The sequence below is a fragment of the Burkholderia sp. PU8-34 genome, from assembly GCF_053427725.1.
The window spans coordinates 47,754-63,599 of sequence record NZ_JBSAXC010000005.1; the positions used below are offsets into that span (position 1 = coordinate 47,754).

The 15,846-nt window shown below is 68.5% G+C and carries 11 protein-coding genes; 3 read left to right on the forward strand and 8 right to left on the reverse strand.

Annotation, left to right across the window (positions count from 1 at the left end; translation table 11 throughout):
• Positions 1-524 precede the first annotated feature (524 nt).
• The gene (locus ACV22Z_RS14275) at positions 525-4,097 is read left to right on the forward strand and encodes an indolepyruvate ferredoxin oxidoreductase family protein (RefSeq protein WP_448076949.1); all 3,573 of its coding nucleotides are present in this window, start codon (positions 525-527) and stop codon (positions 4,095-4,097) included.
• Positions 4,098-4,244: 147 nt separating this feature from the next.
• Here ACV22Z_RS14275 and ACV22Z_RS14280 read toward each other — a convergent pair whose 3' ends face one another.
• Positions 4,245-5,912 carry a Na+/H+ antiporter gene (locus ACV22Z_RS14280; RefSeq protein ID WP_448076950.1) on the reverse strand — a complete coding sequence of 556 codons (1,668 nt, stop codon included), beginning with the start codon at positions 5,910-5,912 and terminating at the stop codon, positions 4,245-4,247.
• A gap of 294 nt (positions 5,913-6,206) precedes the next feature.
• Between ACV22Z_RS14280 and ACV22Z_RS14285 the strand changes: the two genes are divergently transcribed.
• Complete coding sequence (locus tag ACV22Z_RS14285; protein WP_448076951.1) at positions 6,207-7,493, forward strand: sensor domain-containing phosphodiesterase; 1,287 nt, start codon at positions 6,207-6,209, stop codon at positions 7,491-7,493.
• Between the two features lie 43 nt (positions 7,494-7,536).
• Here the strand turns inward: ACV22Z_RS14285 and ACV22Z_RS14290 are convergent, their stop codons facing one another.
• The 6 genes from ACV22Z_RS14290 to ACV22Z_RS14315 all read right to left on the reverse strand — a co-directional run bounded on the left by ACV22Z_RS14290 (position 7,537) and on the right by ACV22Z_RS14315 (position 13,492).
• On the reverse strand, positions 7,537-8,892 hold the full coding sequence (locus ACV22Z_RS14290; protein WP_448076952.1) for a purine-cytosine permease family protein: 1,356 nt from the start codon (positions 8,890-8,892) through the stop codon (positions 7,537-7,539).
• A 233-nt stretch (positions 8,893-9,125) separates the two neighbouring features.
• Positions 9,126-10,121, reverse strand: a complete 996-nt coding sequence (locus ACV22Z_RS14295) for a 5-oxoprolinase subunit C family protein (protein WP_448076953.1) — start codon at positions 10,119-10,121, stop codon at positions 9,126-9,128.
• On the reverse strand, positions 10,111-10,986 hold the full coding sequence (locus ACV22Z_RS14300; RefSeq protein WP_448076954.1) for a 5-oxoprolinase subunit B family protein: 876 nt from the start codon (positions 10,984-10,986) through the stop codon (positions 10,111-10,113). The genes ACV22Z_RS14295 and ACV22Z_RS14300 overlap by 11 nt, the downstream gene beginning before the upstream one ends.
• Complete coding sequence (locus ACV22Z_RS14305) at positions 10,983-12,440, reverse strand: acetyl-CoA carboxylase biotin carboxylase subunit (protein WP_448077286.1); 1,458 nt, start codon at positions 12,438-12,440, stop codon at positions 10,983-10,985. The genes ACV22Z_RS14300 and ACV22Z_RS14305 overlap by 4 nt, the downstream gene beginning before the upstream one ends.
• A 5-nt stretch (positions 12,441-12,445) precedes the next feature.
• Positions 12,446-12,688 carry an acetyl-CoA carboxylase gene (locus ACV22Z_RS14310; RefSeq protein ID WP_448076955.1) on the reverse strand — a complete coding sequence of 81 codons (243 nt, stop codon included), beginning with the start codon at positions 12,686-12,688 and terminating at the stop codon, positions 12,446-12,448.
• 21 nt (positions 12,689-12,709) lie between these two features.
• The gene (locus ACV22Z_RS14315; protein ID WP_448076956.1) at positions 12,710-13,492 is read right to left on the reverse strand and encodes a 5-oxoprolinase subunit PxpA; all 783 of its coding nucleotides are present in this window, start codon (positions 13,490-13,492) and stop codon (positions 12,710-12,712) included.
• 259 nt (positions 13,493-13,751) lie between these two features.
• Between ACV22Z_RS14315 and ACV22Z_RS14320 the strand changes: the two genes are divergently transcribed.
• Positions 13,752-14,669 (forward strand): LysR family transcriptional regulator, encoded by a 918-nt coding sequence (locus ACV22Z_RS14320; RefSeq protein ID WP_448076957.1) that lies wholly within the window; start codon positions 13,752-13,754, stop codon positions 14,667-14,669.
• 134 nt (positions 14,670-14,803) lie between these two features.
• On the opposite strand, the gene bioB is transcribed toward ACV22Z_RS14320, so the two are convergent.
• The gene (gene bioB / locus ACV22Z_RS14325) at positions 14,804-15,835 is read right to left on the reverse strand and encodes a biotin synthase BioB (protein WP_448076958.1); all 1,032 of its coding nucleotides are present in this window, start codon (positions 15,833-15,835) and stop codon (positions 14,804-14,806) included.
• Positions 15,836-15,846 lie beyond the last annotated feature (11 nt).

Consider the following 15,846-nt stretch of genomic DNA (forward strand, 5'->3'; position numbering starts at 1 on the left):
ACGGTGAGCGAGAACGCCCGGCACGGAAAGTTTTCGTGTGGATATCCCGCCACCCCCGCAAATCGAAAAGCTGTGCATTCGACAGGTGAGGGTGAGCGTCTGATCGGGCGCATTTCCTTTGTGGATATCCGCCCCCCAGAAAAAATCCAAATGCTGTGCATTCGAACGGTGAGGGTGCCTGCTCGCGGGCCGTCGGGCCGCGTCAGCCGGCGCACGGGCGGCCGCCCCGCCGCCGCGGACGGCGGGCGCGAACAGGCACGGCTGCCGCAACGAGCCGCGCCTGCGCGCCCGATCCGGGCCGATCCAGGCCGATCCACCCGCTTCCTCCGCCGTGCGCGAAAACTCTCTCAAAACGGCTGCAAATACTGCGTGGTTTTTCTCGTCACGGGGCTGTCTGCGCAAGATGAGAAAAAACATTCTCGTCTCCGCGCGAAAAAATAGAGCCATTCCGCCGCCGCCGGCCGGCGCGTCGCCCGACGCCCCGCCGCGGCAGCCCAGAACAGTACAAATCAGGAGACGTCCCCATGACCGCCCGCTTGCCCATCGACGGCACGCCCGCTCTATCCGACTATCGTCTGACCGACAACCTGACCGCGACGCGCGGCCGTATCTTCCTGACCGGCACGCAGGCGCTGGTGCGCCTGCTGCTGATGCAGCGCGCGGCCGACGCGGAGCAGTGCCTCAACACCGCCGGCTTCGTCAGCGGCTACCGCGGCTCGCCGCTCGGGATGGTCGACCAGCAGCTGTGGAAAGCGAAGAAACTGCTCGACGGCAGCGGCGTGCGTTTCCTGCCCGCGATCAACGAGGAACTCGGCGGCACCGCGGTGCTCGGCACGCAGCGCGTCGAGGCCGATCCGGAACGCACCGTCGATGGCGTGTACGCGATGTGGTACGGCAAGGGGCCGGGCGTCGACCGCGCCGGCGACGCGCTGAAGCACGGCAACGCGTACGGCTCGTCGCCGCACGGCGGCGTGCTGGTCGTCGCGGGCGACGATCACGGCTGCGTGTCGTCGTCGATGCCGCACCAGAGCGACTTCGCGATGATCGCGTGGCACATGCCGGTCGTGAATCCGTCGAACATCGCCGACATGCTCGAATTCGGCCTGTACGGCTGGGCGCTGTCGCGCTATTCGGGCGCGTGGGTCGGCTTCAAGGCGATCTCGGAGACGGTCGAATCGGGTTCGACCGTCGATCTCGACGCGCTGCAGACGCACTGGCCCGCGCCCGAAGGCTACACCCCGCCGGCGGGCGGCCTGCACAACCGCTGGCCGGACCTGCCGAGCCTCACGATCGAAGCGCGCCTCGCGGCGAAGCTCGACGCGGTGCGCCATTTCGCGCGCACGAACAGCATCGACAAATGGATCGCGCCGAGTGCGCACGCGAACGTCGGCATCGTCACGTGCGGCAAGGCGCACCTCGACCTGATGGAAGCGCTGCGCCGGCTCGACCTCACCGTCGCCGATCTGGAAGCGGCCGGCGTACGCATCTACAAGGTCGGTCTGTCGTACCCGCTCGAGATGACGCGGATCGAAACCTTCGTCGACGGCCTGTCGGAAGTGCTCGTCATCGAGGAGAAGGGCCCGGTGATCGAGCAGCAGATCAAGGACTACCTGTACAACCGCGCGGACGGCGCGCGCCCGCGCGTGCTCGGCAAGCACGATGCTGAAGGTGCGTGCCTGCTGTCCGAACTCGGCGAACTGCGCCCGTCGCGGATCCTGCCGGTGTTCGCCGCGTGGCTCGCGCGTCACAAGCCGGCGCTCGACCGCCGCGAACGCGTGGTCGATCTCGTCGCGCCGCAGATCCTGTCGAACGAGGCCGACGCGGTGAAGCGCACGCCGTATTTCTGCTCGGGCTGCCCGCACAACACGTCGACGAAGGTGCCGGAAGGCTCGATCGCGCAGGCCGGCATCGGCTGCCACTTCATGGCGTCGTGGATGGAGCGCGACACGACCGGGCTGATCCAGATGGGCGGCGAGGGCGTCGACTGGGCCGCGCACGCGATGTTCACGAACACGAAGCACGTGTTCCAGAACCTCGGCGACGGCACGTACTTCCACTCGGGCATCCTCGCGATCCGCCAGGCGGTCGCCGCGAAGGCCAACATCACGTACAAGATCCTCTACAACGACGCGGTCGCAATGACGGGCGGCCAGCCGGTCGACGGCAGCATCTCGGTGCCGCAGATCGCGCGGCAGGTCGAGGCGGAAGGCGTGTCGCGCTTCGTCGTCGTGTCCGACGAGCCGGAGAAGTACGACGGCCATCACGGGCTGTTCCCGAAGGGCACGACGTTCCATCACCGCAGCGAGCTCGACGCGGTGCAGCGCGAACTGCGCGAGACGCCGGGCGTCACCGTGCTGATCTACGACCAGACCTGCGCCGCCGAGAAGCGCCGCCGCCGCAAGAAGGGCGAATTCCCCGACCCGGACAAGCGCCTGTTCATCAACGACGCGGTGTGCGAAGGCTGCGGCGATTGCGGCGTGCAGTCGAACTGCCTGTCGGTCGAGCCGCTCGAGACGCCGCTCGGCCGCAAGCGCCGCATCGACCAGTCGTCGTGCAACAAGGACTTCTCGTGCGTGAACGGCTTCTGCCCGAGCTTCGTGACGGTCGAAGGCGCGGCGCTGAAGAAGGCCGCGGGCGCGGCGTTCGACGAGGCGGCGCTCGCCGTGCGCGTCGGTGCGCTGCCGGTGCCAGCCACGCATCTCGACGCGGCGCCCTACGACATGCTCGTGACGGGCGTCGGCGGCACGGGCGTCGTGACGGTCGGCGCGCTGATCAGCATGGCCGCGCACCTCGAAGGCAAGAGCGCGTCGGTGCTCGACTTCATGGGCTTCGCGCAGAAGGGCGGCTCGGTGCTGTCGTTCGTGCGGATCGCCGCGCGCGACGAATGGCTGAACCAGGTGCGCATCGACACGCAGCAGGCCGACGTGCTGCTCGCGTGCGACATGGTGGTCGGCGCGAGCGCGGAAGCGCTGCAGACGGTGCGTCACGAGCGTTCGCGGATCGTCGTCAACACGCACCGGATCCCGAACGCGTCGTTCGTGCAGAACCCCGACGCGAGCCTGCACGCGGATGCGCTGCTCGAAAAGATGCACCACGCGGCCGGCGACGGCTTCCTGTCGAGCTGCGACGCGCAGGCGCTCGCCGCCAAGTTCCTCGGCGACACGATCGGCGCGAACATCCTGATGCTCGGTTTCGCATGGCAGCTCGGCCTCGTACCGGTGTCGCACGCGGCAATGATGCGCGCGATCGAGCTGAACAACGTCGCGGTGCCGATGAACAAGCTCGCGTTCTCGGTCGGCCGGATGGCGGCCGGCGACCCGGTCGGCCTCGATGCGTTGTGGAACGCGCGTCACACGGTTGCGGCGCCGGCCGCGATCGAGACGCTCGGCGACCTGATCGCGGACCGCGAAACGCGCCTGTCCGCCTACGGCGGCGCGCGCTACGTCGAGCGCTACCGCGCGCTCGTGAGCGCCGCGCGTGCGAAGGGCGACGACGCGCTGACGCGCGCGGTCGCGACGACGTTCCATCGTCTGCTCGCGGTGAAGGACGAATACGAGGTCGCGCGACTGTATGCGGACGGCGCATTCCGCTCGGCGCTCGAAGCGCAGTTCGAAGGCGTGCCGGGGCAGGCCTATCGCGTGAAGTTCAACCTGGCGCCGCCGACGGTCGCGAAAGCGGGCCGCGACGGCAGCGTGCCGAAGAAGCGCGTGTTCGGCCAGTGGATGTGGCCGGTGCTCGGCATGCTCGCGCGCGTGCGCAGCCTGCGCGGTACATCGCTCGATCCGTTCGGCCGCACCGTCGAGCGGAAGATGGAGCGCGCGCTCGCCGACGACTACGAGACGACGCTGACCCGCGCACTCGCGGCGCTGACCGCTGACAACTCGGCACACGTCACCCAGCTGGCGGACCTGCACGCACGCGTGCGTGGCTTCGGCCACGTGAAGCTGCGCAATCTGGCGGGCGTGAAGCGCGCGGAGCGCGAGCTTGCGCTGCAGCTCGGCATCGACGCGGCGACGAGCGCTGCGGTGCAGCATGCGCTCGACGAGGTGAAGGGTGCGGGGACGCTGAAGGGCATTCCGGTCGTCGTCGCGAAGTAAGTCGCACGGCACGCACGACGAAAAACGGCGACGCGCGCATCGCGGGCGTCGCCGTTTTTCATTGCGATGTCTCGCTTGTCGCCGCGTTCACGACGTCTGCATGACGCGCTGCAATCCGGTGATCCGGCGCACGCGCCGCGCCTGCAGTCAGACGATGCCCTTCTTCCGCGTCGACAACGCCGTTTCGGACAGGTCGATCTCGCGGATCAGCTTCGTCAGCGTCTCGTCCGAGATTTTGCTCTCGCTGCGCATCCGGTACAGCACCGAGCGTTCCGCGCGGATGGCCGCGATCCGCATCTGCAGCTCCATCGTCTCGGCCTGCTGCGCTTGCGCGCGCGGCGTGGGCTCGTCTTCGGCGAGCGCGGAAAGACGGCGGCGGTACAGATCCATCACGCGCGCGGAGATGTCCGCGCAGCGCGCGGCGCCCGACTCGTCGAGATCGGTCGCGATCGCGTCGTGCGACGAATCGATCGCGCGGATCGCCGCCTGCGCGGCGGCCGCGCGCGCGGTGCGTTCCTCGCCGGCGAGCGGGTTGCGCGTCGAGCGCACGCCGCGCAGCAGCACGGGCAGGCCGATCACCGCGAACACCAGCGAGCCGAGGATCACCGCCGACGCGACGAAGATTGCCGTGTCGCGGCCCGGCAGCGGCGTGCCGTCCGACAGCGCGACCGGAATCGACAGCACGCCGGCGAGCGTCACCGCGCCGCGCACGCCGCCGACCGTCATCACCGCGATCGTGCGCACGCCGGCCATCGTGCCGCTGAGCCCCTGGCGCGCGGCGCGGCGGCTTGCGATCCAGCGCAGCAGCCAGACCCACAGGAAGCGGATCGCGTACAGCGCGGCCATCATCGCCAGCACGTTGAAGATCATCCGGCCGACGAGCGCGTCGCTCGTATGGTGCGCATCGACGAGCGCACGGCCGATGATGTGCGGCAACTGCAGGCCGAGCATGATGAACACCATGCCGTTGAACACGAACTCGATCATCGCCCACGTGCTCTCCGCCCGCACGCGCGACGCGACGGTGCTTTTGCGGGAGAAGCTCGTGTAGTTCATCATCATCCCGGCCGAGACGGCCGCGAGCACGCCGGACAGGTCGAGATGCTCGGCGAACAGGTACGCGGCGAACGGCACCAGCAGCGTCATCACGATGCCGGGCGCCGGGTCGCCTTCCTGCTCGGCGTTCAGGAAGCGCGTCGACAGCGCACTGAAGATCCACGACACCGCCGCGCCCGTCGCAAGCCCGCCGGCCGCGACGATCACGAACGTGACCGACGCGTCGCGCAGCGAGAACATCCCGGTCAGCGCGGCGGCGACCGCGAACTTCAGCGCGACGAGGCCCGACGCGTCGTTCATCAGCGCCTCGCCCTCGAGGATGTGCATCAGCTGCGGCGGGATCCGGCCCCGGCCGGCGATGCCGGACAGCGCGACCGCGTCGGTCGGCGACAGCACCGCGGCGAGCGCGAACGCGATCGGCAGCGGCAACTCGGGAATCAGCCAATGCGCGAAATAGCCGACTGCGAGTACCGTCATGAAGACGAGCCCGAACGCGAGCATCAGGATCGCGCGGCGCTGCAGGTACAGCTCGCGCTTCGGAATCCGCCAGCCATCCGCGAACAGCAGCGGCGGAATGAACAGCAGCATGAAGATTTCGGGATCGAACGTGACGTGCAGGTTGAACTTCGGCCACGCGAGGATCGCGCCGAACGCGATCTGCATCAGCGGCAGCGGCAACCGCAACGGCAGCACGCGCGTGATCGCGCCGGACAGCGCAACCGTGAGCAGCAGAATCAGGACTGTGAAGACGATTTCCATCGATACGGCAAAAAGCGGGGAATGAAACGACCGTACGGAGTGTAGCGTGCTGATGCGACGGCTGCGTTCAAGCGTCCCGGTGCGTGCGCACCAGAATGGTGCGGCTGGGATGCGTCATGCCGGTGCATGGCCCGCGCGGACCGGCGTGGCGGGCCTCACGCGAGCGCGCACGGAGCTTGCTTATTGCTGACCTACAAGCGACAACAACCGGAAATCCGAGGGACAGTTCATGAGATATTGCGCGCCGCCCAGTTCGTCAGCCGCCGCGTTTGCCAGCATCAGGAGGAGGGAGGTATGACGATCGTGCAACAGGAGCGTCCGGCCGCCGCATCGCCGTACCGCTTCGAACGGGAGGTGAGTTCCGGCTTCGAGCGTCTTGCGACGCAGCATCACGAGCTGACGCTCACGACCGTGTTTCAGCCGATTTTCAGCCTGTCGCACCAGCGTGCGGTCGGCTACGAAGCGCTCTTGCGTGCGCACGACCCATTCGACCGGCCCGTGTCGCCGCTCGACGTGTTCGGCGAGGCCGCCCGCCACGGTGAGCTGATGCAGCTCGACCGGCTCGCGCAGGCGCTGCATCTCGAGAACTTCGCGCTGCTCGGCGCGGAGCGCGAATGGCTGTTCCTGAACGTGCATCCGGGCGTGCTGACCGATCCGTTCCAGGCGGCCGCGCTGCTCGCGAACCTGAAGCGCCTCGGCATGCCGCCGCGCCGCATCGTGCTCGAAGTGCTCGAGCAGCGCGCGGACGATCTCGAGCGGCTCGCCGACGCGCTGCGCGAATTCCGCGCGCAGGGCTTCCTGATCGCGCTCGACGATTTCGGCGCCGGCCATTCGAACCTCGAACGGATCTGGCAGCTCAACCCGGACCTCGTGAAGCTCGACCGGATCATGCTGTCGCACGCGGCGCACCGCACGGGGCTGACCGCGATCCTGCACGGCCTCGTCACGCTGCTGCACGAGGCCGGCAAGCTCGTGCTGGTCGAAGGGATCGAAACCGAGCACGAGGCGCAGATCGCGCTGTCGTGCGAGGCGGATTTCGTGCAGGGCTATTTCTTCGGCCGTCCGGCGCCGGGACTGCCCGACAGCGCGGCCGCGACCGCCTGCATCGGCGAGCTGACCGAGCGCTTTCGTCAGCAGACCGAAGCGCGCGAGCGGCGCGACACGCAGCGCCTTGCGCCGTACGTGCGCGCGTTCGAGCGCGCGGCCGAGCGCGTCGCGGCCGGCGAGCCGCTCGACGAGGTGTGCTGGAACTTCCTCGCGCTCGACCATGCGGCGCGGTGCTTCCTGCTCGACGCGCAGGGCCGGCAGGCGGGCCGCAACGTCGTGCTGCGCGCCGATCGCGCGGCGCAAGAGGCGCGCTTCCTGCCGCTCGCGGATGCGCAGGGCGCGAACTGGCTGCGGCGGCCGTATTTCCGCACGGCGATCGGCGAACCGGGGCGCGTGCAGGTGACGCGGCCGTACCTGTCGATCAACGAGGCTCAGCCGTGCGTGACGCTGTCGGTCGCGATTCGCGTCGGCGACGCATTGCGCGTGCTGTGCGGCGATATCGACTGGATCGACGACGAAGCCGACGCGGCGTAGCACCTGTCTGGCCGCTGCGCGTGCGGCAACCGCTCGCGCGCCGTCACGTGTTCCGCACGAACCAGTTCCGCTTCGCGGCACCGAGCAGCGCGCGGTAGACCGCCCACGACACGACGAACGTCGCGGGCGCCGACAGCGACGCGGCGAATCCCGTTGCCTGGTTCAGCGCGAGCCCCGCGAACGCGCCTGCGAACCACGCGGTCAGCCCGCCCGGATTGAACACCGGCACATGCGCGTCGCGGCATTCGACGTCGTCGCCGACGAGCTGCCCGTAGCGGGCCGACAGGATGTGCGCGAGCGCGACGCCCACCCACGCGACGACGAAGATGCCCTGGTACGCGAGCGCCTGCAGGATCCGCGAGAAGATGTCGGCCATCATCAGCGCATAGACGACTGCGCCGACCATGAGCGCCCACACGAACTTCGGCGCGCGCAGGCCGGCGACTTTCTGGAAGAACGCCTGCATGTTGACCGTCGCGAGATAGTAGTTCGCGGTGTTGATGCGCGATTGCGTGACCCACACGAACAGCAGCCCCCACACGCCCATCAGCTTCAGCAGCGCGAGCACGACCGACACTTCGGACAGCGTGCCGAGCCCCGGAATCGTGCTGACGAGATAGATGCCGGCCGCGCCGTTGACGAGGAACGTGACGAGATAGAACGGCATCCCGAAGTTGAAGCGGCCGTGATAGCCCGCGTCCTCCTTGCGGCCGAAGCGCGCGTAGTCGAACGTGAACATCATCAGCACCCACACGCCCATGTAGTAGACGAAGCACTGCCACCAGCCGCCGGCCGGCGCGCCGCCCGCCGGGCCGAAATCGAGCCACGCGGCGTGGTAGCCGTATTCGGCGGTGGCGAGCCCGACCGCCGCGGCGAGCCCGAGCAGGTAGAACGGCAGCAGCACGCCGTTGAACTTGTCGAGCCAGTGCTGCACGCTGCCGAACACGAGCGGCACGCTGTAGCAGACGACGATCAGCGCGGCCCATTTGTAGTCGAGCGCCGGAAACTGATGGTGTGCGGCGACCGCGATCACCGAGCCTTCGAACACTGCGTAGTAGATGGCCGTCGCGAAGAAGATCAGCGTCGCGAGCGCCGCGCCCGCGCTGCCGAACAGCACGCGCGAGAACAGCGCGACGGACAGGCCGGTGCGGATCGCGTAGCGGCTGATGATCGAGTTGACGACGCCGTACGACACCACCGACAGCGCCATCCCGATCAATGCGTTGCGCGCGCCGTAGGTGAGCGCGAGCGTCGCGCCGACCACGATGTAGAACACCGCGCTGCACACGGCCCACCACGCCATCGTCAGCGAGAAGGGCGGCATGCGCGCGTGATCGGGAATGGCGACCGTCGACAGATCGAGATCCTCGCCGGTGTGGGCCTGAGCCAGGTTGGCCATGATCGTGCTCCTCAATGAGCGAAACAGCGAACGACGTCTCGGCCGCGGTACGACGCATCCGCAGGGTTGCCCCGACGTCGGGCGGGCAACCGGTCTCACAGGAAAAAGACGTGCGCTTCCCCGCCGCGCGGCGCGCGGCCGCGCGGGCGGGAAATTGAAAAAGCGGAAAAAGCGGAACGACGGAGAACTGAAGCGGACGAAAGCGCCCGGCGCGGCGGCCGGGCTTTCGTTGCTCAGTCCTGCAGCACGGCGCGCAGCAGCGCGAGGCGCCGCTGGTATTCGCGGCGGGCCGCGAGCGCGTCGGCCATCGTCACGCGCACGAAGCGCGCGCGATGGTTGGGCTGCATCTGCCCGATCAGGTCCATGTCGGCGCTGATGACCGTGCCGATCGTCGCGTAGCCGCCGCCCGACACCGCATCGCGATGCAGGATGATCGGCTCGAGCCCGGCCGGCACCTGGATCGAGCCGATCGGGTAGCACGCGTCGACGATGTTCGACGGGTCCGCGCCCGCGCCGAACGGCTGCTCGCGGGGCATGAACTGCAGCGGGCGGCCGTTCTTGTAGCGGTAGCCGATGCGGTCCGCTTCGGGCGCGACCGTCCATTCGTCGTCGAAGAACGTGCGCGCCGATTCGGCGGTGAGGCGGTAGTGGTACAGCCCCGTCAGCACGCGCAGCTCGACTTGGCTCTCGAGCGGCCGGCATACGGCGGCCGGCAGTTCGAGCCCTTCGCGGCGCGCGTCGCGCGCGGGGCCGATCGGCAGCCGGTCGCCTTTCTGCAAACGCCGGCCCGCATGGCCGCCGATCGCGCCGAGCGTATAGGTGGAGCGGCTGCCGAGCACGACCGGCACGTCGATGCCGCCCGCGACGGCCAGGTAGGCGCGCGCGCCGCCCTTCACGTAGTTGAACGACAGCACGCTGCCCGCGCGGATCCGCAGCGCCACGTTGCAGCGCTGCCCGACGCCGTCGATCTTCGGCGTCATCTCCGCGCCGGTGACGGCGATCAGCGCGTCGGCATGGAACAGCAGCTCGGGCCCGAGCAGCGTGCATTCGAGCACGGCCGCCTGCTCGGGATTGCCGACGAGCAGGTTCGCCGCGCGCGACGCGTACTGGTCGAGCGAGCCCGACGGCGGGATGCCGACGTGGTAGTAGCCTTGCCGGCCCGTGTCCTGGACCGACGTCGCGAGGCCGGGTTTCACGACCTCGATCACGTTGTGCGCGTCAGCTTGCATGCAGCACCTCGACGAGAGAACGGTTGTATGCGTCGGGATCGCGGAGAAAATCGTCGAGCGAGAATTTCACGGGTCGCACACGCAGGGAGAAAGTGCCGGCTTCGACGGCCGCGATGGCCGCATCGTACGCATCGCGGTCGATCGGCTGGAACTTCACGATGTCGCCGGGCCGGAAGAACACCATGAAGTCGCGCAGGTAGTCGAGCCGCTGCTCGGGATCGAAGATCGGCGCCGGCGTCACGCCGAACATCTGATAGCCGCCCGCGCCGCGCACCGAGTAGATGCAGCCGAAACAGCCGCCGTGGCCGACCGTCAGCTTCGGCGTGTCGGTGCGCGGCCGCAGGTATTTCGGCACCTGCAGCTGGCGGTCGCGCTCGACCATCTGGTACATGAACGGCAGCCCCGCGACGAAGCCGACCATCGACACGAACCACGGCGAGCCCGAGTGCGCGGCGATGAATTCGTCGACGTCGCGCTTGCCGTTGATGCGTGCCGCGTATTCGAGATCGGTCGACGACGGATCCTGGTGGCGCTCGCGGAACCGCATCAGCGTTTCGTGCGTCCACGGGTCGTTGTAGAGCACGGGCACTTCGACGATCCGCGTGTCGATGTCGAGCGGCGCTTCGCCGACTTCGGCCTCGATCGTCTTCAGCAGCGCGACGAGCGTGTCGGGCTCGATCACGTCCGGGTCGTAGCGCACCTGGTAGGACGCGTTCGCCGGGCAGATCTCGGTCACGCCCGGCACTTCGCGGCGCTGCAGCTCGCGCGTGATCGCCGTGCCCTTGAAGAACGCGTCGAGCGACATGGCTTCGCTGATTTCGACGAACACGAATTCGTCGCCGCCGAACGTATAACGGGTTGTCACAGGGCCTCCCCGACGCGCACGGCGTCCGTGGTTGCAGGCTGCCGCGCGGCGGCCGTCGCGGCCTCGCGCCACTGCGGCATCCACGCTTCGAGAAAATTCGTGTGGTAGCGCCCGGCGCGCACGTCGTCGTCCGCGAGCAGCGCGACGTGCAGCGGCGCGGTGGTCTTCATGCCGCCGACGTGCAGCTCGCCGAGCGCGCGGGCGAGGCGTTGCAGCGCGGCCGCGCGGCTCTCGTCGTGCACGATCAGCTTCGCGAGCAGCGAATCGTAGAACGGCGGCACGACGTAGCCCGGAAAGAGCAGCGAATCGACGCGCACGCCGGGGCCGGTCGGCCACACGAGTGCGTCGATCCGGCCGGGATTCGGGCGGAAATCCTGCAGCGGGTCTTCCGCGTTGATCCGGCATTCGAGTGCCGCGCCGCGCATCGCGATGTCCTGCTGCGCGAAGCGCAGCGGCTCGCCGTTGGCGATGCGCAGCGTCTCGCGCACGAGATCGATGCCGGTGATCGCCTCGGTCACCGGATGCTCGACCTGGATACGCGTGTTCATTTCGATGAAATAGAACTCGCCGCGTGCGTCGTCGAACAGGTATTCGAGCGTGCCCGCACTGCGATAGCCGACTTCGCGCGCGAGGCGCGTCGCCGACGCGCACAGCGCGTCGCGCTGCGCCGGCGTGAGCGACGGCGACGGCGCTTCCTCGAGGATCTTCTGGCGGCGGCGCTGCAGCGAGCATTCGCGCTCGAACAGGTGGATGGCGTCGCGGCCGTCGCCGAGCACCTGCACCTCGATGTGCCGCGCGCGCGCGATGAAGCGTTCGAGATAGACGCCGCCGTCGCCGAACGCGGCCTGCGCTTCGCGCTGCGCGAGCGGCAGTTCGGCGTCGAGCTGCGCGGCGTCGTGCGCGACGCGGATGCCGCGCCCGCCGCCGCCCGCGGCTGCCTTGATCATGATCGGATAGCCGATGCGCGCGGCGACGTCGCGTGCCTCGTCGAGCGACTGCACCACGCCGTCGCTGCCGGGCACCGTCGGCACGTTCGCGCGCCGCGCTGTTTCGCGGGCGCGCGCCTTGTCGCCCATCGTCGCGATCACCCGCGAATCCGGGCCGACGAAGACCAGCCCGGCCGCTTCGACCTGCGCGGCGAACGCGGCATTCTCGGACAGGAAGCCGTAGCCGGGATGAATCGCGTCCGCGCCGCATTGCCGCGCGGCGTCGAGGATCGCGGCGGGATTCAGGTAGCTCTTCGCCGCATGCGATGAGCCGATGTGGATCGCTTCGTCGGCCATGCGCGCCGCGAGGCTGTCGCGGTCGGCGTCGCTGACCACGACGACTGCGCGCATGCCGAGCTCGCGTGCCGCGCGAATCACGCGCACCGCGATTTCGCCGCGGTTCGCGACGAGCACGGTCTTGATGCGCGATGGGCGGTAGAACGCGCCGCAGGAGGTTGCCGGATTCATCGCGTTCACCCCTCGATCCGCATCAGGACCTGGCCCGCGTCGACCGGCTCGCCGTCCTCGACGAGCAGCTCGACAACGCGGCCGGCCGCGTCGGCTTCGATCTCGGTGAACTGCTTCATCACTTCGACGAGGCCGACGACCGCGCCGGCGGCGACCGTCGCGTCGACCGCGACGTAGTATTGCGCATCGGGCGACGGGCGCCGGTAGAAGGTGCCCGGCAGCGGGCTGACGATATCGTGCAATGCCATCGTGTGTCTCCTTGAATCGTATTAGTGGTGCGCGGCGAGCGGCTGCGGGCCGGCGGTCCGGATGCCTTCGCGAAGCAGCGCGTTGCGCGTTTCGCGCACGAGGTCGAGCGCGCCCGGCGTGTCGCTGTGGATGCAGACCGAATCGAAATCGATGTCGATGTCGTCGCCGTCGACCGTGCGCACCTTGCCGTCGACGCACGCGCGCAGCACCTTGTCGGCGACCTGGCGCGGGTCGAGCCGCCCGACGCGGCGCGTGAACACGATCGAGCCGCTGCGGTCGTAGTCGCGATCCGCGTAGAACTCGCGGATCACCGGCTGCCCGTATTCGGCGGCGACGCGGTAGGTCACCGACGCTTCCATGCAGTACAGCCACAGGCCGGGATCGACGCGCTGCAGCGTCTCGATCAGCAGCCGCGACAACGCCTCGTTGCTGGCCGCGTGCATGTAGAGCGCGCCGTGCGGCTTCACGTGCTGCAGGCTCACGCCGTTGAGCCGCGCGAACTCGCGCAGCGCGCCGAGCTGGTACAGGATGTCGTTGACGAGCGCCTGCGGCGTTTCGGCGATCGTGCGGCGGCCGAAGCCGACCAGATCGCGAAAGCCCGGATGCGCGCCGATGCCGACGCCGGCGTCGCGCGCGAGCTGCACCGTGCGCGCCATGATGTTCGGGTCGCCGGCGTGGAAGCCGGTGGCGATGTTCGCCGAGCTGATGAGCGGCATGATCTGCTCGTCGACGCCATCGCCGATCGTCCACGGGCCGAAGCCTTCGCCCATGTCGGAATTCAGGTCGACGCTGTGCTTCCTCATACTGTTCGTTCCTCCAGGTTCTCCGGTTCGCGTGCGTCGGGGCGCATGCCGAATCCGTGTTGAACGGAGGTTAGCCGCGTGGGGTGCGTCAAAAAAGTTCTATTTTTATATGCGTAGGTATCGATTTTTTCGATATCGCCGAATCCGGCCGCGCAGCGCCGCGGGAGCAAGGGCGTGCGGGGTTCGGCGGTGCGCGCTTTACGCGCGCGGCACGGTTGATATGATGTTTACCCGCGTCTCCATCAGTTTTCCACCCGACATGGCCCTGACTCTCAGACAGCTCAAGTACTTCGTCGCGACCGCCGAGCTCGGACAGATTTCGCAGGCCGCGATCCAGCTCACGATCTCGCAGTCGGCCGTGACGAGCGCGATCCGGGAGCTGGAGGACAGCCTCGGCACGCAACTCTTCCTTCGCACGGCGGCGGGCGTGACGCTGACCGACACGGGACGGCGTTTCCTCAACCACGCCTACACGATCCTGTCGTCGGTCGACGAGGCGATGCGGATCCCGAACCTCGAAAGCACGCTGACGGGCACGCTTGCGATCGCCGCGAGCTATACGGTGCTCGGCTACTTCCTGCCGCATCACGTGCTGCGCCTGAATACGCTCTACCCGAGACTGACGATCCACCTGCACGAGCTGAACCGGGAGTCGATCGAGGAGGGGCTGATCGCGGGCCGGTACGACATGGCCGTGCTGCTGACGTCGAACGTGTCGAATCCCGAGCTCGTGCTGGAGCCCGTGATCCATTCGGTGCGGCGGCTGTGGGTCGGCGCGCATCACCCGCTGACGAAGCGGGAAAGCGTCACGTTCGCCGAGGTTGCGCGCGAACCGTTCGTGATGCTGACGGTTGACGAGGCCGGGCAGACGGCGCTGCGCTACTGGAACGAGACGCCGTACCGGCCGAACGTGATCCTGCGCACGTCGTCCGTCGAGGCCGTGCGCAGCATGGTCGCGAACGGCAGCGGCGTCGCGATCCTGTCCGACATGGTGTATCGCCCGTGGTCGCTCGAGGGGCGGCGCATCGAGACGATCGTGCTGCGCGATCCGGTGCCGCCGATGAGCGTCGGCCTCGCCTGGCGCAAGAACATCGAGCTAAGTCCCGCGATGCACGCGGTGCGCGACTACTTCCGGCACACGTTCATGGAGCCGAGGGCGCTGGGCGGCGCTGGCTGAAGGCGGGAGCGGGCGTCGTGCGGCGCGTTCGCTGGCGGGTGCGCGGCGACGCGGTGCGGCGATGCGACGCCGCGCGCCGCGACAAAAAAAGCCGGGACGCATCCCGGCTTTTCCGTTCGCTGGCAAAGCGCCGCTTATGCGTCCGCCGTTGCGTCACCCGAAAGCGCGTCCGCCTGGCTCGCGCGAATCCCGAGACGCTCGAACAGCGCGCGGTCGCGCTGCGTCTGCGGGTTGCTCGTCGTCAGCAGCTGGTCGCCGTAGAACATCGAGTTCGCGCCGGCGAGGAAGCACATCGCCTGCAACCCGTCGTCGAGCTGCTCGCGGCCGGCCGACAGCCGCACGACGGCCTTCGGCATCGTGATCCGCGCGACCGCGATCGTGCGGACGAATTCGAACGGATCGAGCGCCGGGGTGCCTTCGAGCGGCGTGCCCTCGATCGCGACGAGGTTGTTGATCGGCACCGAATCCGGATACGGGTTCAGGTTCGCGAGCTGCGAGATCAGGCCCGCGCGCTCGCGGCGCGATTCGCCCATCCCGATGATCCCGCCGCAGCACACGTTGATGCCCGCGTCGCGCACGCGGTCGAGCGTATCGAGGCGATCCTGGTACGTGCGCGTCGAGATGACCTGGCCGTAGAACTCTGGCGACGTGTCGAGGTTGTGGTTGTAGTAATCAAGGCCCGCGTCGGCGAGTTCTTTCGCCTGCTCGTCTTCCAGCATGCCGAGCGTCATGCAGGTCTCGAGCCCCATTTCCTTCACGCCGCGCACCATCTCGGTCAGCGCCGGCATGTGGCGTTCCTTCGGGTTGCGCCATGCGGCGCCCATGCAGAAGCGGCTCGCGCCGTTCGCCTTCGCGGCGCGCGCGGCGTCGAGCACTGCGTCGACATCCATCAGCTTCTCCGCCTTCAGGCCGGTGTCGTGGTGCGACGATTGCGAGCAGTAGCCGCAATCCTCTTCGCAGCCGCCCGTCTTGATCGACAGCAGCGTCGACAGTTGCACCGCGTTCGCGTCGAAATGCTCGCGGTGCACCTGCTGCGCGCGGAACATCAGGTCGTTGAACGGCAGTTCGAACAGCGCGACGACGTCGGCGACGCGCCAGCGCTGCGCGGCCGGGGCGGCCACGGGGATCGCTTCGGGCTGCACGGCAGCGGTCTGGGCTTGGGTCATATCGTTCATCC

Excerpts from the sequence above, each read along its gene's own strand:
- ACV22Z_RS14275 (WP_448076949.1), top strand. The coding sequence starts at position 525 with ATGACCGCCCGCTTGCCCATCGACGGCACGCCCGCTCTATCCGACTAT.
- ACV22Z_RS14280 (WP_448076950.1), bottom strand. The coding sequence starts at position 5,912 with ATGGAAATCGTCTTCACAGTCCTGATTCTGCTGCTCACGGTTGCGCTG.
- ACV22Z_RS14285 (WP_448076951.1), top strand. The coding sequence starts at position 6,207 with ATGACGATCGTGCAACAGGAGCGTCCGGCCGCCGCATCGCCGTACCGC.
- ACV22Z_RS14290 (WP_448076952.1), bottom strand. The coding sequence starts at position 8,892 with ATGGCCAACCTGGCTCAGGCCCACACCGGCGAGGATCTCGATCTGTCG.
- ACV22Z_RS14295 (WP_448076953.1), bottom strand. The coding sequence starts at position 10,121 with ATGCAAGCTGACGCGCACAACGTGATCGAGGTCGTGAAACCCGGCCTC.
- ACV22Z_RS14305 (WP_448077286.1), bottom strand. The coding sequence starts at position 12,440 with ATGAATCCGGCAACCTCCTGCGGCGCGTTCTACCGCCCATCGCGCATC.
- ACV22Z_RS14310 (WP_448076955.1), bottom strand. The coding sequence starts at position 12,688 with ATGGCATTGCACGATATCGTCAGCCCGCTGCCGGGCACCTTCTACCGG.
- ACV22Z_RS14315 (WP_448076956.1), bottom strand. The coding sequence starts at position 13,492 with ATGAGGAAGCACAGCGTCGACCTGAATTCCGACATGGGCGAAGGCTTC.
- ACV22Z_RS14320 (WP_448076957.1), top strand. The coding sequence starts at position 13,752 with ATGGCCCTGACTCTCAGACAGCTCAAGTACTTCGTCGCGACCGCCGAG.
- bioB (WP_448076958.1), bottom strand. The coding sequence starts at position 15,835 with ATGACCCAAGCCCAGACCGCTGCCGTGCAGCCCGAAGCGATCCCCGTG.